Origin of the sequence: Haploplasma axanthum (genome assembly GCF_900660745.1) — a bacterium.
Lineage (GTDB): Bacteria > Bacillota_I > Bacilli_A > Acholeplasmatales > Acholeplasmataceae > Haploplasma > Haploplasma axanthum.
Genome location: NZ_LR215048.1, coordinates 692,773 through 716,408 on the forward strand (window position 1 = coordinate 692,773; position 23,636 = coordinate 716,408).

At 28.2% G+C, this 23,636-nt stretch carries 19 protein-coding genes; 17 read left to right on the top strand and 2 right to left on the bottom strand.

All coding sequences use genetic code 11. The annotated features are described in order from the left end of the window. The 16 genes from EXC62_RS03275 (at position 1) to EXC62_RS03350 (ending at position 19,032) form a co-directional block, all read left to right on the top strand. Positions 1-1,134: an exo-beta-N-acetylmuramidase NamZ family protein gene (locus tag EXC62_RS03275; protein WP_035375673.1), complete on the top strand. Its 1,134-nt coding sequence runs from the start codon at positions 1-3 to the stop codon at positions 1,132-1,134. Then, positions 1,127-2,701 (top strand): beta-N-acetylhexosaminidase, encoded by a 1,575-nt coding sequence (nagZ, locus tag EXC62_RS03280; RefSeq protein ID WP_162140164.1) that lies wholly within the window; start codon positions 1,127-1,129, stop codon positions 2,699-2,701. Before EXC62_RS03275 ends, nagZ begins: the two co-directional genes overlap by 8 nt. Continuing rightward, positions 2,694-3,602 carry a BadF/BadG/BcrA/BcrD ATPase family protein gene (locus EXC62_RS03285; RefSeq protein WP_026390373.1) on the top strand — a complete coding sequence of 303 codons (909 nt, stop codon included), beginning with the start codon at positions 2,694-2,696 and terminating at the stop codon, positions 3,600-3,602. Before nagZ ends, EXC62_RS03285 begins: the two co-directional genes overlap by 8 nt. A 36-nt stretch (positions 3,603-3,638) precedes the next feature. Further along, positions 3,639-4,547, top strand: coding sequence for an N-acetylmuramic acid 6-phosphate etherase (murQ, locus tag EXC62_RS03290; RefSeq protein WP_026390372.1), 909 nt, complete (start codon positions 3,639-3,641; stop codon positions 4,545-4,547). Positions 4,548-4,559: 12 nt separating this feature from the next. Beyond that, positions 4,560-5,036: a GNAT family N-acetyltransferase gene (locus EXC62_RS03295; RefSeq protein ID WP_162140163.1), complete on the top strand. Its 477-nt coding sequence runs from the start codon at positions 4,560-4,562 to the stop codon at positions 5,034-5,036. A 5-nt stretch (positions 5,037-5,041) separates the two neighbouring features. Then, positions 5,042-6,157, top strand: a complete 1,116-nt coding sequence (gene nagA / locus EXC62_RS03300) for an N-acetylglucosamine-6-phosphate deacetylase (RefSeq protein ID WP_035375672.1) — start codon at positions 5,042-5,044, stop codon at positions 6,155-6,157. Continuing rightward, positions 6,147-6,893: a glucosamine-6-phosphate deaminase gene (nagB, locus tag EXC62_RS03305; protein WP_232034258.1), complete on the top strand. Its 747-nt coding sequence runs from the start codon at positions 6,147-6,149 to the stop codon at positions 6,891-6,893. Before nagA ends, nagB begins: the two co-directional genes overlap by 11 nt. Beyond that, entirely contained in the window at positions 6,894-8,627 is a 1,734-nt protein-coding gene (locus EXC62_RS03310; protein WP_052589817.1) for a family 20 glycosylhydrolase, read from the top strand. It abuts the gene before it with no gap. A gap of 10 nt (positions 8,628-8,637) precedes the next feature. Next, the gene (locus tag EXC62_RS03315) at positions 8,638-9,381 is read left to right on the top strand and encodes an alpha/beta hydrolase (RefSeq protein WP_026390368.1); all 744 of its coding nucleotides are present in this window, start codon (positions 8,638-8,640) and stop codon (positions 9,379-9,381) included. A gap of 147 nt (positions 9,382-9,528) precedes the next feature. Then, the gene (locus tag EXC62_RS03320) at positions 9,529-11,112 is read left to right on the top strand and encodes a phosphodiester glycosidase family protein (protein WP_026390367.1); all 1,584 of its coding nucleotides are present in this window, start codon (positions 9,529-9,531) and stop codon (positions 11,110-11,112) included. Positions 11,113-11,124: 12 nt separating this feature from the next. Continuing rightward, a complete protein-coding gene (locus tag EXC62_RS03325; protein WP_026390366.1) occupies positions 11,125-12,702 on the top strand; it encodes a phosphodiester glycosidase family protein in 1,578 nt (525 codons plus the stop codon). Between the two features lie 13 nt (positions 12,703-12,715). After that, a complete protein-coding gene (locus EXC62_RS03330) occupies positions 12,716-13,288 on the top strand; it encodes a hypothetical protein (protein WP_026390365.1) in 573 nt (190 codons plus the stop codon). A 154-nt stretch (positions 13,289-13,442) separates the two neighbouring features. Further along, positions 13,443-15,863, top strand: a complete 2,421-nt coding sequence (locus EXC62_RS03335) for a hypothetical protein (RefSeq protein ID WP_026390364.1) — start codon at positions 13,443-13,445, stop codon at positions 15,861-15,863. A gap of 102 nt (positions 15,864-15,965) precedes the next feature. Continuing rightward, the gene (gene bcp / locus EXC62_RS03340) at positions 15,966-16,427 is read left to right on the top strand and encodes a thioredoxin-dependent thiol peroxidase (protein WP_026390363.1); all 462 of its coding nucleotides are present in this window, start codon (positions 15,966-15,968) and stop codon (positions 16,425-16,427) included. Positions 16,428-16,594: 167 nt separating this feature from the next. Next, positions 16,595-17,368, top strand: a complete 774-nt coding sequence (locus tag EXC62_RS03345) for a helix-turn-helix domain-containing protein (protein WP_052589815.1) — start codon at positions 16,595-16,597, stop codon at positions 17,366-17,368. A gap of 17 nt (positions 17,369-17,385) precedes the next feature. Continuing rightward, positions 17,386-19,032, top strand: coding sequence for a S41 family peptidase (locus EXC62_RS03350; protein WP_026390362.1), 1,647 nt, complete (start codon positions 17,386-17,388; stop codon positions 19,030-19,032). A 196-nt stretch (positions 19,033-19,228) separates the two neighbouring features. Here the strand turns inward: EXC62_RS03350 and EXC62_RS03355 are convergent, their stop codons facing one another. Beyond that, positions 19,229-19,942: a hypothetical protein gene (locus EXC62_RS03355; protein ID WP_026390361.1), complete on the bottom strand. Its 714-nt coding sequence runs from the start codon at positions 19,940-19,942 to the stop codon at positions 19,229-19,231. A gap of 10 nt (positions 19,943-19,952) precedes the next feature. After that, positions 19,953-20,324: a DUF3899 domain-containing protein gene (locus EXC62_RS03360; protein WP_026390360.1), complete on the bottom strand. Its 372-nt coding sequence runs from the start codon at positions 20,322-20,324 to the stop codon at positions 19,953-19,955. A gap of 202 nt (positions 20,325-20,526) precedes the next feature. On the opposite strand from EXC62_RS03360, the gene EXC62_RS03365 reads away from it, so the two are divergent. After that, a complete protein-coding gene (locus EXC62_RS03365) occupies positions 20,527-23,580 on the top strand; it encodes an ABC transporter substrate-binding protein (protein WP_026390359.1) in 3,054 nt (1,017 codons plus the stop codon). Positions 23,581-23,636 lie beyond the last annotated feature (56 nt).

Here is a 23,636-nt window from a genome sequence, read left to right on the forward strand (position 1 = left end):
ATGAAACTAGGGATAGAAAGAATTGATGAATTTATTAATATTTTTAAAAATAAAAGAGTTGGATTAATAACAAACCCAACAGGTGTTGATAAAGATTTAAAAACAAGTGTTGACATTCTTAATGAAAAAGTAAAATTAACTGCATTATTTGCTCCTGAGCATGGGATTAGAGGAAATATTGAAGCTGGTGAGAAACTTAGTACATATATAGATGAAGTAACAAACCTGACAGTATATTCTTTATATGGAGAAACAAGAAAACCAACAAAAGAGATGCTTTCTGAAGTTGATGTTTTATGTTTTGATATCCAAGATGTAGGGGCAAGGTTCTATACATATATATATACAATGGCATATTCGATGATTGCAGCAAAAGAGTTGAATAAAGAGTTTGTTGTTTTTGATAGACCTAATCCATTAGGTGGGAAAATTGAAGGGAATATTTTAGATTTAAAATATAGATCATTTATAGGATATTATGAAATTCCACAGCGTCATGGCTTAACGATTGGGGAACTTGCTCAATTATTTAATGAAGAATACAAGATTGGAGTTAAGCTTCATGTAATACCAATGTTTGGTTGGAAGAGTGATATGGAATATAGTGATTTAAATAGAAACTGGATTTTACCTTCACCGAATCTACCAACATTAGAAAGTGCGTATATTTATTTATCAACATGTATTTTTGAGGGAACAAATGTATCAGAGGGACGCGGAACAACTAAACCATTTTCATTCATAGGTGCTCCTTGGCTTAATAATAGGTTAATAATTAGAAAGTTAAGAGAATTTAATGTTGAAGGTGTTGTTTTTAGAGAAGTTTATTTTAAACCAACATTTTCAAAATATAAAGATGAACTTTGTAATGGAATAGAATTCATTGTTACTGATTTTAAAAAATTTAGACCTGTTTACTTTGGAATGATTCTAATAATTTTGATAAGAGACAATCATGAAGAGTTTAAATTCAATAAACCATACAGTGAAGGAAGAGAACCAATGATTAATCTAAATATAGGTAGTAATTATATTAAGGACAAAACGAAGAACTTGGATGAAATAAAAGAAATGTTTCAAGTTGATGATGAAATATTCGAAAAAATAAGAAGGAGATATCGTTTATATGATTAAATATGATTTATCAAAAATGACATTGAGAGATAAAATAGGACAGCTAGCGATGTTTGGATTTGATGGGACAACAGTTACTGATGATTTAATTAATATGGTGAAGAAATATAAATTAGGAAATGTTATTTTATTTGCAAGAAACATAAAAACTCCAGAACAATTATATAATCTAACGAAAAATATTCAAAAATTAGCAATTGAGGAAATAGGTTTCCCAATGTTTATTAGTATTGATCAAGAAGGTGGTATGGTTACTAGAATTTTTAATGGGGCAACTTTCTTTCCAGGTGCAATGACTATTTCAGCAACAAATAATCCTAATAATGCATATGAAGTAGGAAAAGCAATGGGAATAGAATTGGATGCACTTGGCATAAATATGAATCTTGCACCTGTCTATGATGTTAATAATAATCCTAATAATCCAGTTATAGGGGTAAGAAGTTTTTCTGATAAACCTGATGTTGTATCTGAATATGCAAATAGTTTTATGAAAGGATTACAAGAGCAAAATGTCTTTGCAACAGCTAAACATTTTCCTGGCCATGGAGATACTAATATTGATTCACATCTTGGGCTTCCAATTATTAATCACGATTTAAAACGTTTAAATGAGATTGAATTTAAACCTTTTATTAGTGCGATTAATAATGGTATAAAAGCAATTATGAGCACGCATATTAATTTCACAAAACTAACAAATGATGGGTATCCAGCAACGTTAAGTAAGGATATAATGACTGGATTACTTAGAGAAAAGTTTGGATTTGAAGGTTTGATTGTATCTGACGGGATGGGAATGAAAGGTGTCGTTGATAAATATACTACTGAGGAAGCGTGTGTACTCGCGATTAAAGCAGGAATCAATTTGATTTGTGTATGTCACAGTCACGAACCAAGACATGAGACATTTGAGACAATATATAGAGCAGTTGAAGAAGGAAGAATTACAATTGATGAGATCGATGAAAGAGTAAAAAGAGTTTTAGAGGCCAAAAAGGAAATTAATATAAAAAATATTGATAATGAGTACGAAACTGTTAAAAAAAATATTGAAAATACTGAACATCAAAAGTTGGCATATAGTCTAGTAGAAAATGCGATAACACTTGTTAAAGGGAACCCCTTTAATCTAAAGGAAAAAACTTTATACATCGGAATAATACCAAGAGCGTTAACAATAGCAGATGACGATATAAAAATTTCTAAATTACTAAATCCTATATACAACATTAAAAATTTAGATGTTATTATTGCGGATATTAACCCGGATTATAAACAGATTGAAGAATTAGTTTCAACATGTAACAAGTATAATCAGATTATTTTTACTACATATAATAGTAATACTAATATAGGACAAATAAATCTTATTGAAAGTATAAGTGAATTAAAGAAAGATTTTCATGTCGTTTCATTAAGAAATCCTTATGATTTGTATTATACGAAGTCGATAATGAATTATGTTTGTTTATATGAATATACACCTAACTCAATTAAAGTGTTAAGTAAGTACTTGAAAGGGGAAATAAGTTTAAATGGGAGGATACCAATAAAATATGAATGATTTAATTATTGGAATTGATGGCGGAGGAACAAAAACCTTAGCTGTTCTTTGGGATAAAAAAGGTAATGAAGTAAAAAGAGTAACAAAAGGGTTTGCTAATTTTAGTGTTGATGCTATTGAAACAATGAAGAACATTGAAGAAGCGATAAATGAACTATATGAAAAAGAACATAATTATACTATCGTAATTGGGGCGGCAGGAGACTATTCAAATGATGGGAAAAACATTTTTATTGAATATTTAAGTAATAAATATAAATCTAAAGTTGTATTAGAATCGGATGGTTATTTAGCTTTAAATTCAATTTCAAGACTAGAAAATGAAAATGTTTTAATTGTTGTTGGTGGAACTGGAAGTATTATATATGCGAATGATAAAGAAAGAGTTTTTAGAGTTGGTGGATTTGGACATATTATTGGCGATGAAGGATCGGCATATCATTTGGTAATTGAAGCTATTAGATATTTAATCAATGATTATGAAAAAAATGCTGAATTAAGTACATTTTCTAAAGAGTTTATGAATTTACTTCAAATTGAAGATATACAAGATATTAAATCTTTTGTATATGGACATAGTAAGGATTACACTGCGGGTTTTTCTAAACTGATTAGTAAAATGGCATTGAATGGCAATAAAAAAGCAATTGATTTATTAGAAAATGAAGGTAAATTATTAGCAGAACAGGTTTATAGTGCGTATAAAAAAATGGGTAATGAGAGAATTAAAATAGCGTTAAGAGGTGGTTTTCTTAAAAATGCACCATATGTAAAAGAAAAATTTATTAAAGAACTAAAAGAATTAAGAATTAATTACTTGATTGATACGAAAGAAATTGAACCAGTATATGGTGCATATAATATTGCAATTAAAATTAATAATATTGGAAAGGAAAACTAATACAGTTTGTATAAAATATATTAGAAGGTGAAATATATGAAAATGGTTGATATTAGTAAAATTACGACAGAAACAAGAAATGAGAAAACAAAGAATATTGATGTTTTAACAACACGTGAAATTGTTACTCTTATTAATGAAGAAGATAAGAAAGTTGCATATGCTGTTGAATTAGCAATGGATCAAATTGTTACAGTTGTAGATCAAATTACAGAAGTATTTCAAAAAGGTGGAAGATTAATATATATTGGCGCAGGAACTAGTGGTAGACTTGGAGTTCTAGATGCAAGTGAGTGTCCACCAACATATGGAGTTTCACCTGATATGGTTGTAGGGATAATTGCAGGGGGAGATCATGCGCTTAGATTTGCAGTAGAAAGTGTAGAGGATTCAAAAAAAGAAGCAGTTAAAGATTTAAAAAATCATAATCTGTCTGAAAAAGATATTTTGATTGGAATAGCTGCAAGTGGTAGGACACCTTATGTAATAGGTGCTTTAGAATACGCTAATTCAATAGGCGTAAAAACGGCATGTATTACAACAAGTGTTAATTCCTTAGTTGCAAAAGCAGCGAAATATCCAATTGAGGCAATTACAGGACCAGAAGTTGTTACTGGATCAACAAGAATGAAATCTGGAACAGCACAAAAAATGATTGCAAATATACTGACAACATCATCAATGATAAAAATTGGGAAAGTATATGAAAATTTGATGATTGATGTCAAAATGTCAAATGAAAAACTAATATCACGTGCTCAAAGAATAATTGTTGATATTACTGGTGTGACTGCCGAAGTCGCAATGAAATATTTAAAAAAATATGATTCTGTAAAATATGCAATTTTTGCAATTATGTCTAATATTGAAGAATATGATAAAATCCAAGAATTGTTAGAAGAGAATCAAGGGAATATACGTAAATCATTACAAAAGATAAAATAAGGAGAAAAGATAATGGCCGATTTAGTTGTTAATCTTTATGAAAGAGAATATTTGAAAGATTCGAAGATTGAATTGAAAAATAAAGAACTTAAAATTAAAAGATTATTATCACCAAATGCAGATAAATTAGTAGAGTTTGTAGAAGAAAATTTTAGTATTGGTTGGGCAAGTGAGGTTAAAGCGGGAATTTATAAATCAAATCCTTCATGCTTTGTTGCAATAGATAATGGTGAGATTGTTGGATTTGCATGTTATGATGCAACAGCAAAAGGTTATTTTGGACCAACAGGGGTTAATCCAAAGTATCGAGGTCTGAATATTGGGCAAGTCTTATTGTTAACAACTTTAGATGCTATGAGATCAGATGGGTATGGTTATGCAATAATCGGTGGTGTTAGTGATAGAGTTGTAGGTTTTTATTCTAAATACTGTAATGTAATAAAACTAGATGCAAAGCCGGATTTATATTCAAGGTTAATAAATAGGTGAGAAAAATGAATTTTAAAAAGATAAATATAGTTTTTCAAAATGAAATTTTGATGACCAGTTTAAAAATTAAGGATGGAAAGATAGAGTCGATTGGAAAAACATGTAATTTAGATGGATATGAACTTGAAGATTATTACTTAGTTCCAGGATTTATTGATCAGCATATTCATGGAGCGGCTGGTTATGATTTTATGGATGCAACAAATGAGGCATTAGAAAAAATATCAACTGCTTTATTGGCGGAAGGAACAACTTCGTTTTTAGGAACAACAATGACGCAAAGTATTGATAATATTGATAAATCAGTGAAGAATCTAGTTCCCAAAAAACTAAGTGGAGCAAATCTATTAGGTGTACATCTTGAAGGTCCTTTTATCAATGAGGTATTTAAAGGTGCACAACCTTTTGAATACATAATTCCAGCAAACCTTGATATTTTCAAGAAATGGAATTCGAATTATAATATTAAACTTGTAAGTTTAGCACCAGAAAAAGATAAAGACCATGAGTTCATTAAATACTGTAGAAATAGTAACATTATAGCTTCTATTGCCCATACAAATGCTACACATGAAGAAGTTCAAAATGCATTAAATGATGGAGTAAAAGGATTTACACATGCTTTCAATGCTATGAGTAGATTACATCATAGAGATATTAATGTGGTTGGATCAATGTTATTATATGATGATTATTACGCAGAAGTTATTTGTGATGGAATACATGTAAGTAGAGAAGCCGTAAAACTTTTATACAAACAAAAGGGAAGAGAAAAAATGATTCTTATTACTGACAGTATGAGAGCAAAATATTTACCAGATGGTAAATCAGAGTTGGGTGGACAAACTGTTTTTGTCAATGGAATGGAAGCACGACTTGAAGATGGAACATTAGCAGGAAGTATCTTAAAAATGAATGATGCTGTAAAGAATGTAATAAAGTTTGCTAATGTCGATTTAATTGATGCAATATATATGGCGTCCACTTCACCAGCTAGAAATTTAGGATTAAAGAATAAAGGATATATTTCAGAATTAATGGATGCTGATTTAGTTATTTTGGATAAAAACTTAGATGTTTATATGACAATTGTTGGCGGTGTAATTAAATATGAAAGGTAATAATATGAAAATATATATTTTTGATAATAGTGAGGCACTCTTTGAAAGATTGTCTTCTTTCTATATAAAGGAAATAAAAAGTAATCCATCATTAAAACTAGGTTTAGCAACAGGTGGAACACCAGTACCTTTATATGCAAAACTTGTTGCTGATCATAAATTAAACGGAACGTCATATCAAAATGTTAAAACGTTTAATTTAGATGAATATATAGGAATTAATGAAAACCATGAACAAAGCTATAGAACTTTCATGAATTCTAATTTATTTAATCATATTGATATTAAAATGAGTAACACAAATATACCAAGAGGCAATACTAAAGATAATTATGAAGAAATTAGAATTTATAATAAAATATTAGAAGAAAATGTAATAGATATTCAACTTTTAGGAATAGGTACTAATGGACATATAGGATTTAATGAACCTGACTCACAATTTGATTCTAAAACAAGGATTGTTTCATTAAGTAAAGAAACAAGATATTCGAATGAGAGGTTTTTCAAATCAATAGACGAGGTTCCTACTCATGCAATCACTATGGGGATTGGCAGTATAATGAATGCAAAAAAAATTATTTTAGTTGCAACAGGAAATAATAAGGCTTCTATAATCAAAAAAATGATTGAAGAAAACATTACAAAAAATGTACCAGCTTCAATACTTCAAACCCATGATGATGTTGTGATTTATTTAGATAAAGAAGCGGCATCGCTGTTAAGTGTGAAATAAATGATTAATGCAGTTAATGAACTTAGAAAGCATGGATATCAATTTGCCGATAATATAAAAGAGATGATAATTTCAAGTGAGACAAAAATTATAAACCAAAAGTTATATTATAAAAACATCCCGGAAGGGTTATTATTGTTAACATATTATTCTGTTAATAATGAACATATTTCCTTTACAAATAACTTTAAAACTTTTGGAACAATGATTGATTTATCTAGAGGGGCTGTTTTTAATGTTAATTATATTAAAGAGCTTATTAGAAAAAAAGCCATGATGGGTGTTAATGAAATTTGGCTTTATATGGAAGATGTATATGAATTAGAAAAATATCCGATATTTGGATACAATAGAGGCAAATATACAAAAAAAGAATTAATAGAAATAGTTAAGTACTCAAAAATTTTTGGGGTAAAACTTATTCCCACAATTCAAACACTTGGACATATGGAACAATTTTTAAGTTGGTATCAAACTTCAAAGTATAAAGATCAATCAAATGTCTTACTTGTTGGATTGGATGAAACATATGAACTAATTAATGAGATGTTTAGTGTTTTATATAGTATTTTTGAAACTACAAAAATACATGTTGGATTGGATGAAACATTTGGCTTTGGATTTGGTAATTATTATAAGAAAAATGGTTATCAAAGACCAATTAACGTGTTTTTAGAACACCTAAACAAAGTGAATGATCTAGCGATTAAAAATGGATTTAAGGATATCTTAATATGGTCTGATATGTTCTTTAGATTTCATAGTAAGACAAATTATTATTATGATACTGAAATTGAATTTACAAAAGAGATTATTAGCAAAATTCCTGAAAATGTAAAATTAGTATATTGGGATTATTATAATAACAATCTTGATAAAATAACAAAAATGCTGGAAAATCATTTGAAACTGAGTCGAAATATAATTTTTGCATCTGGAACATGGATTTGGACAAGATTTACTTATGATAAGAAAAAAACTGATGATACTGCAATGAAACATTTGGATGCTGCAATAAAGAAGAATATTGATGAATTTATACTAACACAATGGATGGATGATGGTGCATATGGAAATCATATTACAACGTTATTGGGGGTATTTGAATTATCAGTGAAAGCGAATATTAAAAATCAAAAATCAAACGATGTATATAAATTTATCGTAAAAGAAGAATATGATGATTCACTTTTGAGAACAAAACTTAATGATACTAAATTTAGTCAGGTTGGAGTTTTGTGGGATGAAATTCTTTTTTCACCATACTTGAATAATCAAACAGGAAATGAAATTAATAAGTATTTGGATTTGATTAAAGAACAAAGAAAACTCGTTAATTTATATAAGAATAAAGATTTATTTGATTTCGAATATACAATAGCAAGTATAAATTTTTATAAGATTAAAGCAAAATATAAGTTCTTACAAGCATATTTAAATAACGAAAGAATTAATGTTAAGAATGAATACAAGAAAATGATCTTTCACTTAAAAAGATTAAACAACATATATCGTTCCTTTTGGTATAAACGATATAAACTTAATGGATTTGAAATTATTCAATCAAGATTAGCGACACAAATAATAAGAGCAAATGAAATGATTGAAATAGCAAGACAGTATAACGATGGAATAATAAAAGAAATACCAGAGTTAAGTAATGATGTTGCAATAAAAAACGATGTAGTATTTGAAAAATATTCAAATATTGCTTATACTACAAAACCTTTCTAGGAGAAATATTATGGCGTTAATAAATGGACTTTTTTATAGTAAATCTTTAGAATTCTCAACTAATGTAACGATAATTATGCCTGATGATATAAAAGAAAATGAAGAAATCAATGTTTTGTTTTTATTGCATGGATTTAATGGTGGATATTTAGATTTCATACGTCATACATCAGTTGAAAAAATTGCATTAAAAAATAGAGTGGCAGTTATTATGCCAGAAGCAAATAATAGTTTTTATACTAATACAGGATATGGGCAAAAATATTATGATTATATTGCATATGAATTGCCAAATATTATTAAAAATATGTTTAACATAAAAATAACAAAGAAAAATAGTTATATAGCAGGTTTATCAATGGGAGGCTATGGTGCATTAAAGATTGCTTTTAATAATCCAGAAAATTATTCTAAAGTTGCAGGGATATCGAGTGTTGTTGATATAGTTAATATGTATGATATGAATGAGAATAGAAAAGACTTATTTAAATCAATATTTGGCAGTAAAAAAGAATTAGTAAATGATTCAATTAATAATTTATATAATGTAGTTGAATTTAAAAAAAGTTTTGATTTAAAGATTTACTTATCTTGTGGGACAGAAGATTTTTTATATGAAGATAATCTTTCTTTTAGTAAGTTTTTAAATTCAAGAAATGTTAACCATGACTTCATAGTGAAAAATGGAACACATAATTGGGAATATTGGCAAAGTGAGATTAATAAAGTTTTTGATTTTTTCTTTAATAAATAATAAAACAAGTCCAAATTTTTTGGGCTTTTTTTGAAAGAAAAAATCAAAGTATGTAAAAAAAGATTATAAATAGAAAATTATAAGGATAATATTGAAAGCGTATACATATCGATATAGAATTAAATATGTAAAGTGAGGAGGAAAAAAATGAAAAGAATTATATTTGTAGTTTTATTAATATTCTCAAGTACTATATTTTTAACAAGTTCTTTTGGAAATAAGATTGATGCACTTGAGTATTACAGATTTGATGCAGATGAGAGAAAAACAGAATATATTGATAATTTTACTCATATGCGTATTAATGGCAGGCTAACATTAGGTGAAATAACCACAGAGCAGTATTATAATTTTTTAGATTTAGGTATTAACCAAAAAGAAAAAATTCATCTAGTTAGTGTAAATGGATTTAAAAATAATGGTTATGGTATGATGGGACTTAATTCAATGATAGAAGTTTATGAACAAGAAAATCCAAATATTGAAGTTTTAGGTGGATTTAATGGTGATTTTTACGCAATAAATGATACTGGTGAACCGAGTAATCTTCATATTGTAGATTATGAAGTGGTATATCGAGGAAGGGTAAATAATTCTGTTGTTTTAGCTGTTAAAACTGATGGAAGCTCTTCTTTTAAAGAAGTTAAATATGAAGGAAATGAAATTTTAGTTTTAAATATTGATGGTGAAATTAAAAAAAGAGTAAAAGTAGATTATATTAATCAACGCCCGAATAATAGTGAAGATGTTACCATTCTTTTTGATAATTATAAAGATGAAATAGATAGTGTATATGAAAAAATTATAGTTGAAGGAATAGATATAAAACAAGCTTTAGGACAAACAAGTAATAATAATAATTCGAAGTATTATCAGTTTGCAAAAGGAAAAGTAAAAAAAGCAAATACTACTAAAGTTGAAACTAATAATTTTGTAGTAGTTTCAAAAGAATTAAAAGAGATTGTTGAAGAAGGAGATACAATTATCTTTCAAGCTAAAGTTAAAGACTTTGAAGATGTTAGATATGCTGTTGGAACGTATTATAATTATTCATTAATTGTTAATGGTGAAATAACAATTAGAGAAACAGGATCAATGGGAACGGCAAGACATCCAAGAACAGCTATTGGAATCAAAGAAAATGGTGAGGTATTTGTAGTTGTGGTTGACGGTAGAGATATTATTAATGGTAGAGCAGGGGTTAACTATTTAGAACTTGCCAATATTATGAAGACTCATGGTGCAGTTCAAGCATACAATTTTGATGGCGGTGGTTCATCAACACTTATGTTAGGAAATAGTCGTAATTACAGTGTATTAAATCAATTATCGGATAAAAGAATTAGAAGCATATCAAATGGTTTTTTGATTGTTAAAGGCGATATTGGAACAAAAGCAATTGAGATTAACACCCCGGATACTAGAGAAGAAAATAAGACACCAGAAGGTTTTTATATTGATCAAAGGAATTATTTACACTTTGATCATGTTGAAGGGAATGATTACTATGATGTCAATATTGATGGCAAAAGTTATTTGACTGCTGATAACAAGTTTTCACTTAACTTTTTAACTGAGCCAGGTGAATATAAAATAAGAGTTAAATCAAGAGGTACAAAAACAAAAATGGCCTCTTTATACTCTAATGAAATGATTTTTAAAGTTAATACTAAAGAAATAGAAAATATTCTGAAAATACTCAAAAATATTAGTATTTCAAATTTGAAATAAAGGTGCTTTAAAATGAAGAAAATACTAACATTGTCTTTAGTTATTCCAATAATTTTTCTAGTATTAATAAATCCATTTGAGAAGATAAATGCAAATACATATTATAGATTTGATGCTGAAAATAGGAAAACGGAATATATTAATAATTTTGTTCATACAAGAGTTAATGGTAAATTGACATATGGTAATGAAGAAACAAATCAACATTATAATGTTTTAAAATTAGGACTTAATCAAAAAGAGGGAATAAATCTTGTTTCAGTAGATGCATATAAAGATTTTGGTTATGGTATGGCTGGATTAAATGGGCTTATGGCAAATTATGAAATCAATAATCCAAATATGGAAGTCTTAGGTGGATTTAGTGGAGATTTTTATATGATTAATGACAACGGAGAACCAATTGGAACATATATCGTTGATTATGAAATTAGATATCCAGGTAATACAACAAACTCTGTTGTTTTAGCAATTAATACTGATGGAAGTGTTGAGTTTAAAAAAGTTAAAAAACTAGGTAAAGAAGTGATTATAAAGAATAAATATGGGGAGATAAAAAAAAGGAGTCTTATAGATAATATTAATGTGGAACCATCTAACGACCTTGAAACAACAGTTTTATTTGATAATTATGAAGGGCGAGTTTCTGAGGGATTAAGAAAAATTATTGTTAAAGGTACTGATATAAAGTATATGTATAATGAACAACCTATAGTACAAAATCCTAAGTATTATGGATTTGCTAAAGGTATTAAGAGTGAAGATGGTAAAAACCAAGTTAGTGAGAGAGAATTTATTGTAGTATCAAATGAGATTGAAAAAATTGTTGAAGAAGATGACATTATAATAGTTCAAGAAAAAATTGAAGGATTTGAGAATGTTAGAAATGCGGTTGGGACTTATGCAACACACTTATTAGTTGAAAATGGCGAAAATGCAGTATATACTCCAGAACCATATGGGATCATTGATAGACATCCAAGAACGGCTGTTGGAATAACAAAAGATGGAGATGTAATTGCAGTAGTAATAGATGGAAGAAATAAAATTGCTGGAAGAGATGGTGTTAAGTTTGGCGAACTAGCAGAGATAATGAGATCACATGGAGCAATAACAGCTTATAACTTTGATGGTGGTGGGTCATCAACATTAATGATTGGTAATAGTAATGGTTATGAGGTTTTAAATGAGCTTTCAGATAAAAGAATTAGATCTCTTTCTAACGGTTTTTTGATTGTAAAAGGTGATTTAAAACAAAAGCCATTAGAAATTGAAACTCCAGATAATAGAAGTGAAAGTAATATACCTTCAAATTTATATATTAGTAATGACACTTTGTTTTTTAGTGAAGGTGATACTGGATATTATGAAGTGAAAATAAATAATCTTGTCTATGAAGTCGCTAATAATCGATTAGCATTGAATTTTATAAAAAAAGAAGGAATATACAAAATATCGGTGAGATCTAAAGGTAATAAAGATAAAAAAACATCCAAGTATTCAAACGAAATAGTTTATAAAGTAAACAGTGAAGAAGTGAACTCTTTATTACAACTTTTAAAGAATATTAATATAGGAGTTTTAAAATAAGAAGGAGTATATAATGACAAAAAAATTTTTTATCATATTGTTAGTAGTTTTAGGAGTAGGACTTACGGCATGTACTAATAAACCAATTAGTTCTGCTGTTAAATATTTGGAAAAAAATAATAACTATGAGTTAGAAGTTGAGATAAAAAAAGATAATATAATACAAGAAAAAGTTTACATTAAACATGATAGTAATATGTTTACTTTTGAAGATTCAAATAATATAGAATTATATATAAAAACTGATAAAGGTGTAGAATTATATATTAAAAAAGATAGTAAATGGATATTGACAGATGGAAGTGAAAATAATAATCAGGTTTTTAATTTTTATCATATTCTGACTGACAAAATTTTTGAAGAAAAAGATAATGTGTTTGAACTTAATGTTAATGGAATTGTTGAAGTGAAGAAATTGTTTGAAAATGAGTTTGAAGATTTCGATATTAAAAGTATGACTATTATTTTAAGTAAAAACAAGTTTGAAAAGATAGATTTTGATTTTTCAATAGGTGATAGTAATTATTCAATAAATATGATATTTAAAAACTACAATCAAGTTAAAATCGAGGCACCAACAAAATAAGAGTAATGAACATTTGTTATAAAGTGAAAAAAAAAATCAAAAGATGTAAAAAAAATATATATAGTTGTAAGAATATGAAACTACATTGACAGCGTTTTCACAAGTGTATAAACTATACCTAAAAGTTATAAAATAGTAGGAGGAAACTAGAATAATGAAAAAACTTTTAATTGGTATTTTGCTTAGTATTGGATCATTTCTAATCATTGCTAATAATTTTAACGTTAGTGCAGATGAAGTAAGTGATTATATTGAATTATATCCTTATGATGCGAAAGAAAGTATGGATCCAAATAGTAACTGGAGAGGTACTAAAGTAGGGCATTCAAATTGGACCTTCACTTATGGTGATTATAGATATTGGTCAGTTAATGGATCGGTAAGATACACTAAGGATTTTATTGATAAAAACAGTGATGGTGCAATAACAGCTGATGAAATGTCAACACTTCCTTTCAATGCATTTGCTTCAATTATTATGAATGATACAGAGTCAGAATATACTTTTGCAACAACAAATGCACGTACTGATTTAACATCTGTTGTACATAGAATTTATACGTTCTATGATGAATACGGGGTTCTTTATAGATTTGAAGACCATATTAATCAATATTGGATTGTTAATGAGGGCAGTGTTAAAACCGTTGACGTTACTAATGCTGAGGGTGCAGTAAGTACAAAGAATGTACATGAAACTCAGGATTGGAGATTAGCAACTGACGCTGAAATAGCAGCTTTTTCAGAACCAAATGCGGTTATTCCAAATAATGCATTACTTTCACATATTCGTATTTCAATAGATGAAGAATCTAGTAAGGGGTACATATTAGAACCTATGGGATATTTGAAGTGGACTAATACATTCTATGGACAAGAAGATTATCCAACTTTAGAAAAATCAATTATTGTTGAAGGTAATCCAGATAATTTTACAGTTATGCCTGGTGGAGTTGTTATTTCATATGGTACAGTCGATAGAGACGGAACAAATAAAAAGACTTTAGAGTTTATTAAAAGTCAGCCATATATGATGTTGGATAGTAACAACAAAATGGAAAAAGAATATGAAAATCAAGCACCAAGTTTTGGAACATCACTTACTATTTTAGATTCAGATAAAACAATTGAAGGTATTAATCACGTTGTAGAGTATAAAGAAACTTTTAGTATTAATAGTTTAGTTGAGAATACAGTAGTTGATTATATTCACATGTTTGATGATGAAGAAAGAATTATTGCAGAAACAAAAAAGATAGGCTATACAATTAAGATTAGTCTTGATGAAAAAGTAGTTGATGAGATAAAAGTTAATTATAATGAAGAAAGCGATACATATACTGCTGAGAAAGAAACAACTGTTATTGATACAAGTATTTTTGGTAGAGCATATATTGTTACATTTGAAGCAGTATCACCAGTAAATGAGCAGTTAGTAGAGAGCGTTTCAATTGATTTAGTAGTAGGTAAATTGCCTCCTAAATTTGAAGGTGTTAAAGCTAATGTTTATTATAATGAAAATACTTCGTTTGATATACTTGATGGTATAACAGCAAATGATAGTTATGGTGGAGATTTAACTAATGTTATAAAAGTTATAACACCACTTGGTTTAAATAAATATAACCCACTTCCTGGAACATATAAAGTTGAGTTTGAAGTGTCTAAAGACTATACGTTTTATGGTCAACCAGCGGTTGTGAAAGTGGAAATTCAAAATAATGATGAGACTGAAATAAAAGAATTTGAGTATGAAGGAATCGATGTAGAGCATGCAAGTTCAAATGCTGCAAATGTACATGTTTATACTAAAGATGGGTATGATAAAGTCGTGAAGAACTGGGCAACGATGAGTTGGACATCTGAACTTGTAATTATTGAAGATGGAAAAGCTGTTATGGCATTTAGCCGTGGAAACAACAAAGTAATGGATGCTGAAAATCCTCATGCTACAAAAGATGAATTAAATACTAATCTTAAAGATGCAAATTTTTACAAGACTATTACATTAACTGAAAATCAAACTGCAATAGTAGTGACAGGTAGTGCAAGCGTTCCTTTAAATGGTGTAGCAAAAGCTATAGTTTACGGACAAAATGTTAGTGTTCAAGAATATGTTGCAGATGTTACGCATACTGTTACTACAAGAGTTAGTCAAAATATTATTATTGATGATAAAACAGCACCAAGTTTATTGCTTAAAGAAAAAGATTTAAAAATTGTTGGAACAAAATACACATCAGTAAATGAAGCGATTCTTTCAAATGTTTTAGGAATTGATAATTACTCGGATGTAGCACTTGTGGTTGCCAGCAATGGTGGAATGGATTTATCTAAACCAGGGGTATATACTGTTAAAGTTGTTGGTGAAGATGTTGCTGGAAATACAAGTGAAATAACATTTAGTATTGAAGTACTAGAAAAAGATATTGCTGAAGCAAATTTAATTGACCAAATTACAAAGAATTTAGGCAATAAAGCTGGAGCACCAATTTGGATGGTATTTGTTGTTGCTTTTGTTGCAGCAGGATTATCATTTGGTGGAGCAGTACTATTTTTAAAGAAAAAACAATAAGTAAATATTGAGAACTTAGGAAACTAGGTTCTTTTTATTTAATGTAAATTTAGAGAAATAACAAACTACATATTATATAATGTATTTAAGAGAGGTGATTTTGTGTTAAAGAAAGGCGATAAAGTAAAAGATTTTACATTGTTAGATGCAAATGGAGTGAAGCACTCATTAAGTGATTATTTAGGAAAAAAAGTAGTTGTTTATTTTTACCCTAAAAATGATACTCCAGGTTGTACTTCGCAAGCTTGTGGTTTTAGAGATGAATTTGACTTATATAGAGAAAAAGGAATTGTAATTTTAGGTATAAGTAAAGATGATGTTAAAAGCCATGAAGATTTTAAAAATAAATATCATTTACCGTTTACAACATTGAGTGATGAGTCATTAGATGTTATTAAATACTTCGGTGCATATGGTGAAAAGAAAATGTTCGGTAAACCATATATGGGAGTTTTAAGATCTACATTTGTTATTGATGAAGAAGGAAAACTTCTTGTTTCAATGCCTAAAGTAGATGCAAAGAATAATGCTAAAGATGTATTAAAAGCAATCGAAGAAGCATAATATCAAAATTATAGTATAAATGGCTTGTTCAATAAAGAATAGCCATTTTTCTTTTTTTAGTGTATTATATACAAAAGATTAAAATGTTAACTCAAGTATTACTTGATAGACTTTTAGTGTTTTTCTCCATAAAATTGAAGTATACCAAAAAGGGAGGAAATAAAAAAATGTTTAATATGAAAGAAATCGGAAAAAGAATTGCAAAGTTAAGAAAAGAAAATAATATGACGCAAGTTGAACTTGCAGATAAACTTGGAATAAGCTATCAAGCTGTAAGTAATTGGGAAAGAGGAGATTCAATGCCAGATATATCAAAATTATCTGAATTATCACAGATATTTGATACAAGCATTGATGAAATATTGGGTAATGAAAGAGAAGCTAAAATAATTAATGATATAATAGAAGAAGAAACAATTGATCTAAACTCAGTTAGCGAAGATGAATTAAAGAATTTATTACCAATTGTTAAACCTGAACAGTTTAAGAAAAGTTTTACAGATTTTGATGACATGAAGTTTGAACAATTAATAATTCTAGCTCCATTCTTAGAAGAGGAACAAATAGATGAAATTGTTTTAACTAAATTTAGAAATCTAGATTCTGCAAAATGGATTGCACTTGCACCATTTATGAGTGAAGATGCAGTTACTATGTTATTTAATGATGGAGTTAATAAAAATGATTCTGATCTTGGATGGTTAGTGGGATTAGCACCATTTGTAAAACATGGAACATTAAATGACAGCGTATATGCTCTATATAAAAAAAGAGGAATAAATACGATTGTTGCACTTGCTCCATTTGTTGATGCTAAGATTATTAGAAAAATTTATGATGAAGAAATTGAAAAAGGAAATTATACTGCAGTCATTGTATTAATTCCATTTTTAAAAGGTGAAGAGTTTAAAGATATTTTTAAAGGTTTCAAATTTAAATAATAGAAAAGAGTGGTAACATGGTCAAAAAGACATTAATCAAGATATTAATATTAAGTACAGTAATTATTGCTGTTATAGTTGGAGTTAATCTATTTAATGAACAAAGGATGAAAAACTTACGAGTTGATACATCAAAAGATAGAGTTGTCCAAACTAAATTTACAAATATATCAAAAGAATATAAAAATGCACGTGATACAAAGGTTGATTTATTTTATTTTAAAGATAGTAACCTACCTTTTATTGATGTTGAAGAATATATTTGGATGCTTAATGGAGTTTATTACTCACAATATTTTGAATTTAATAAAAATGTAACAGATGAGATTCTTGATGTAACATTTGAAGTTGAATATGATGATGGTGAAGTGTTATCACATAGTATAAATTTTGATTTTAAAAAAGATTTAATTAGTCTTGAATCATTGGATTTTTTTGATATATATATTGTTCAAACAGCAACTAATTATTCTGAAGGTTTAAAAAATTTAGAACCAAGAATAACAGAAGGTGAAAGTGTTACATATGAACTAGGTAAATATGATTTTGATATGGTTGTTAATAATAAGAAATTCTTAGTACCATTACATGTTATAAATTTACTTTTTAATCAAAGTGCGTATTTTGATGTTTACTATAATAGTGATAGACTTTATGGTATTGATACATCTGATCTTGGAAAAACTGAAATTCAAAAAATAATAAAATCAAATAATAATAAAAATGATGTACCAGAAGATATTAGATTAGCAACATATAATTATTTAGCATTTACGTTAAACTATTTTTATGGACTTAAAAGTGATAAAGGAATAATAAATGGTTATGATTTTATAAGTGAATATCAAAATGATTTTATGAATAGTGATATTGGAAAAGCAGTTTTCGATGTTACAACAAAACTTGATGATTTACATACATCACATTTAATGCGTGGCTATTATAATTATAATGGTGGAGCAACAACATATGATACCGAAAATCAAGGTTCTAATATTAAAGCATTTTATAATGGACTTGCAAATGTACAGCAACAAGCAATTAAACATTTTGGGTTATCAATAACAGGTAATATCAAAATAAAAGACCATGAATTAATAGATAATGGAAAAACAGCAATTATATATTTAACTGGATTTGAAGTTAAAACACCAAACGACATTAAAAAAATTATGAAAAAATTTGATGATAAAGTCGAAAATGTAATTATTGATTTAACATTAAACACTGGTGGTAATTTAGGTGCAGTACTAAGAATGTTTGCAATGATGACAGATGAAGAGATTTGGTATCATGCACAAAATCCATTAGATAAAGCAAAAGTATCATATGGTGTAACAGGTGATGTTAAAGCTGAGTTTAGTAATTACAATTATTATATTAAAACATCTAGTGTTACATTTAGCGCTGCAAATCTAACAGCATCAATAGCAAAAGAACTTGGTATTCCAGTTATTGGACAAAAATCTAGTGGTGGAGCATCATCAATTGGATTCTTTGTATTACCGGATGGATCTATAATAATAATGAGTAGTAATATGATATTAAGCAGATTAGAAGAAGGTATATATTATAGTATTGAAAATGGAATTGAACCAGATTATCTATTAAAAGATCTTTATGATGAAAAGGAAATTATTGATGTGATTTTAAAAAATCAATAAAACTTAATAAGAAAAATATAATATGATAAAGTATTAAAAGTAGACAGTGAATAAAAAGTGTCTACTTTTTTTAAACATTAGTATTTTAAACTGAAAAGTAAACTATATATTTACAATTCTTTTCTTATAAAAAAACCTTCGCTTTTATACGAAAGTGTTCTTTATTTTAAAATCATATTCTATTGGTAATTTTTTATTAGATAAGTTTATTTAAAAAATCAGTAGCATGCTTATAATATATATTAGGGGTATATTTATCAGAGTATAAATAGTAAAAAGTGTTAGTGTTTTCAAGTAATACAATATTTAAGATTATAATATGCTGATTTTTTGTTGATATAAAAAACACATTGTTTGCATCCTCAATATCCAATGGTTGATTATCTTGAATTTTAAATTTATAAAAAATTCTATGTATATATTTTACTTTAGAATTTGACAATTTTTTTTCTAGTGAACCAAAATAGTTATTAATTTTATCATCAGTAAAACGAATATTCTTGTTTTTAATAATTAGTGATGCATATAATGTTTTGTGACGTTCTTTTTTTGAAAGAGAATTATCAACTTTGTAATATAACAAATAATCTTTTGTTTCATTATGAATAGTGTAATTGTTTTTTCTTAAAAAATCTTTTAAAAAATCTAGCGATATTATTTTCTTTGAAATATTAGGTTTATTTGCAACAGATAATAAGTATTGGTATTTATATAAATGAGTATAATATTCATATTTAGATTTAAATGATAAAAGTAAAAATAGTAATAAAACCATCATTATAGCGAATAAAGCTGTTAATAGAATGTTTCCTATGTTAATAATTGTGAAAACAGCTAATATAATAATTGTAATACTTATAAAAAAAAGTGAAGCAAGTAACAAGTTTTGTTTTTTTCTAGTTTTTCCCATAAAAACTCCTTTATAAATAATATATAGCAAGTGAAACTAGTAACCAAACTATTCCGTGAATCCAAAGTGTTATATATACTAAGGAAGGAGTTAGTTTTTTATTTACTCTTGTTTCATATAAACTATGCTTCATACGTTTTCCAACCAAACTTTTTAAAAAATACTTTGTACCATAGACTGCAACATCAAAAATACCTTCGTTATTTATGAAAAATAGCCAACCTGCTGAAAAAAGTATTATACCAGCAACCTGCATTGCATTTATCCAATGTAATAAACTTGATCCATTTTGATAGATTAACATTAGAAGAATAAGTATAAAACCAATAATTAAATCAATAATTGAATACTTAAACCATTTTTGTTTTAGAATTTTTTTCAAAATTAATACCTCCTCTATGAAGTAAAATCAATAATTAGTATACCACTATGTAGTTTTTTTTCAAAATTTTTCAGGAAAACACAAATTTGAACCAAATAATAACGCTTACATCAATAAAAATGCAAAAAAAAGTGATTTTCTCTTGACTTCATCAACTTGTTTAAGTAAAATAGTACAAAATCCAATTTAGGAGGAAGAATAAATGAAAAAAAGAATTGTTGCATTTTTACTAGTAATAACTTCTACACTCGTTTTAGTAGCGTGTACAAGTCCTGAAAGTAAAAAATTAAAAGAAGGAGCTAATGTATTAACTGTACCTGCTGAAGTAGTAGCAGACTTTGAAGTTGATGCAAAAGCAGGTGAAGCCACAGTAACGTGGGTATCATCAAATGAAGAAGTTTTAACTGTGGGTGAAACTGCAGAAGATAAAACAAGTATTAAAGTAACTCCAAAATTAGAAGCGACTAATGTGGACTTAACAGCTACATTAACTGTAGGAACAAAAACACTTGATAAAAAATTTGTTGTTAAAGTTCTTGCGCTTCCAACTATTACAGGAGCTAAAGATATTGTAATTGACTCTAACGTTGAACCAAAATGGTTAGAAGGTGTTACTGCAACAGATGCTCTTGGAAAAGAACTAAAAGTTACTGTTGATACTTCTAAGATCCCTGTTAATAAAGCTGGAAATTATATTACGGGCCAATATCAAATAACATATAAGGCTACTGATGATAACGGAAATAGTAACACTGCAGTAGTTGCTGTTAGAATTGGTGATGTATCTGGACCAGTTATTAGTGGAGTTAGAGTTTTCAATGTTGTAGCGGGTTCTGCTAAACCAACTTGGACAACAGGTGTAACTGCAAAAGATGATAAAGATGCTACATCTACTGTAACAGTTGATGATTCAGCAGTTGATTTATCAGCAGTAGGTACATATGATTTAGTATTTAAATCAGTTGATGCTGCTGGAAATGAAACAGTCTTAACAACAGTAGTTAATGTAAGTGAAGAAACTACAAGCGCATTGAAGAAAGTTGAACTTGATCAAAAAGTTTCATCAAATTTAACACTTCCTACAACAGTTGATTCTGTTAATGTAAATTGGAGTTCAAGTAATACAGCAGTAATTTCAACTACTGGTGCTGTTACAAGACAAGAATTTAATACAGCTGTTAAACTAACTGCTACAGCAATTAAAGGTGAGTTACAATCAACAAGAGAGTTCTGGGTAACGGTGTTTGGAACAGATGTAGACCTTAATGGTGTATATAATGCATCATTTGGTGAAATTGTAACACTTAATCCGTTGATGTCAACAGGAAATTCTGATTCAGACGTATATGAATATTTAACTTCAACACTATATAGTGGAGATTATGATTGGGAACAAGCTATCAAAGATGGAAATGCTGCTTTCCCTGGAGATTTCAGTAAAATTAAATCTGATAGAAATCCAAATGGAACTGTTGATATGCCATCAATCGCATATAAACGTACATTATTAATGGCATCTGAATTCCCTTATGCTGTAAACAAAAAAACAAGAAATGTTGTTGAAGGTACTTATGGTACTTACTTAAATACTAAGTCAGCAAGAGAAACGATTGATAATGAATGGATTATTGAATTGAGAGATGATTTAGAATTTGCAGATGGTACTAAGATTACTGCTGACACATACGAATATACATTCAAACAATATTTAAATGGAAAAATTGCCAACGAACGTGCTAATTATTTATATACTGATGATTATGTACCTCTAGTAAATGGTAAGGAATATTATGATGGTGTTGTTGGATGGGATCAAGTTGGATATGAAAAAATAAATGATTATGCATTTAAATTATATCTATCAAGTGAAGTTACACAATATGAGTTTATTGGATCATTAAGCATAATTTATCTAGTTCACCCTGATAGTTATGAAAAAGGATTCTTGCAAAATGGAACTGTTAATAACTATGGATCAATTCAAAATCCACTTGTTTCATATGGACCATACACTTTAAGTAATAACTATGACACAACAAACAAATTTGTCTTTACAAAAAATGAAAAATTTGTTCAAGCATGGGATTATTCAATTAAAACAATTAATGGGCCAATAATTAAAGAACAAAAAGATACGATAAATGAATTTAAAGCTGGTAATTTAGATGTTGCCGGTGTTGGTGGAGAATTCTGGGATGAATATCAAGAACATAAAAATTTATATATTTCACCAAGTAATTCATTCTATAGAATCGCAATCAGTTTAGATAGAAGTAAAGGAAATACAAATAAAGTTTCTGCACCGATATTAGCGTATCCAGAATTTAGAAAAGCACTTTACTTAGCTACTGAAAGAAATGATTTTGCAAATAACGTTCAACCGCCTTCTCAAGGTGCACTTGGATTCTTAAGTAATATTCACCAAGTTACAGAATGGGCAAAACAAGCATATGCAAGTAGTTCAATCTTCAGTCAACAATTAACAGAGTTAGGATTAGAGCCAGAAAAGAACGGATTTGATAGTGCTGAAGCTAAAAGATTGTTTGAAGAAGCATATACAAAAGCAGTTGCAGATGGTAAATATACTCAAGGTCAAAAAGTTGTTGTAGAATTCTTATACTACGATGCAGGAAGTAATACACGTATTGCAAACTGGGTTAAAGCACAATATGAAAGTGTATTCGGATCTAATTTTGAAATAAAATTAAACGCAGTATCTAGTGCTGAGTTAACTGCACAAAGAAATATTGGAGATTTTGACTTAGTATTTACAGGTATGAGTGGTGCAACATTCCAAGCAACATTTGGTATGGGGTATATATTCAGTCCATCTTTCTCAACATTCTTGAGTGGAAAAGGACATGATGTACCAAACTTGCCAGTTGAAGCTGACATAAGTAACCTGTTTGACATTATCGGAGCTAAAGCTGAAGATAAAAGAACAGCTTCTGAAAAGAAATTCTACGATGCTTTAAAAGCAAACAACGGAACATTCAAAGGTAAATTTGATGATTTATTCTTATTATTCAATAATACTGCTGAATTAAAAGTTGAGTATGATGGACAAGAAGAAGATTTAACAAAGATTACCGCTGCTTTAGAAAAAGCTTTATTAGAGCAAATGATTGCTGTACCATTATTCTCAGCAACGTCAGCAGCAGTTTATTCTGATCGTGTTGTTCGTCAAGCTCATGCATACCACCTATTCTTAGGTTGGGGTGGATTAAGTTATACTTACATCAAAGCATCAAAATAATAATTTACAAAAATAAATTAATAGTGTAAATTAAACGACAACCCTATGGTATAATA

Bases quoted from the DNA above. Each gene is read 5' to 3' on its own strand.
- EXC62_RS03275 (WP_035375673.1), top strand. From the start codon at position 1: ATGAAACTAGGGATAGAAAGAATTGATGAATTTATTAATATTTTTAAA.
- nagZ (WP_162140164.1), top strand. From the start codon at position 1,127: ATGATTAAATATGATTTATCAAAAATGACATTGAGAGATAAAATAGGA.
- EXC62_RS03285 (WP_026390373.1), top strand. From the start codon at position 2,694: ATGAATGATTTAATTATTGGAATTGATGGCGGAGGAACAAAAACCTTA.
- murQ (WP_026390372.1), top strand. From the start codon at position 3,639: ATGAAAATGGTTGATATTAGTAAAATTACGACAGAAACAAGAAATGAG.
- EXC62_RS03295 (WP_162140163.1), top strand. From the start codon at position 4,560: ATGGCCGATTTAGTTGTTAATCTTTATGAAAGAGAATATTTGAAAGAT.
- nagA (WP_035375672.1), top strand. From the start codon at position 5,042: ATGAATTTTAAAAAGATAAATATAGTTTTTCAAAATGAAATTTTGATG.
- nagB (WP_232034258.1), top strand. From the start codon at position 6,147: ATGAAAGGTAATAATATGAAAATATATATTTTTGATAATAGTGAGGCA.
- EXC62_RS03310 (WP_052589817.1), top strand. From the start codon at position 6,894: ATGATTAATGCAGTTAATGAACTTAGAAAGCATGGATATCAATTTGCC.
- EXC62_RS03315 (WP_026390368.1), top strand. From the start codon at position 8,638: ATGGCGTTAATAAATGGACTTTTTTATAGTAAATCTTTAGAATTCTCA.
- EXC62_RS03320 (WP_026390367.1), top strand. From the start codon at position 9,529: ATGAAAAGAATTATATTTGTAGTTTTATTAATATTCTCAAGTACTATA.
- EXC62_RS03325 (WP_026390366.1), top strand. From the start codon at position 11,125: ATGAAGAAAATACTAACATTGTCTTTAGTTATTCCAATAATTTTTCTA.
- EXC62_RS03330 (WP_026390365.1), top strand. From the start codon at position 12,716: ATGACAAAAAAATTTTTTATCATATTGTTAGTAGTTTTAGGAGTAGGA.
- EXC62_RS03335 (WP_026390364.1), top strand. From the start codon at position 13,443: ATGAAAAAACTTTTAATTGGTATTTTGCTTAGTATTGGATCATTTCTA.
- EXC62_RS03345 (WP_052589815.1), top strand. From the start codon at position 16,595: ATGTTTAATATGAAAGAAATCGGAAAAAGAATTGCAAAGTTAAGAAAA.
- EXC62_RS03350 (WP_026390362.1), top strand. From the start codon at position 17,386: ATGGTCAAAAAGACATTAATCAAGATATTAATATTAAGTACAGTAATT.
- EXC62_RS03355 (WP_026390361.1), bottom strand. From the start codon at position 19,942: ATGGGAAAAACTAGAAAAAAACAAAACTTGTTACTTGCTTCACTTTTT.
- EXC62_RS03365 (WP_026390359.1), top strand. From the start codon at position 20,527: ATGAAAAAAAGAATTGTTGCATTTTTACTAGTAATAACTTCTACACTC.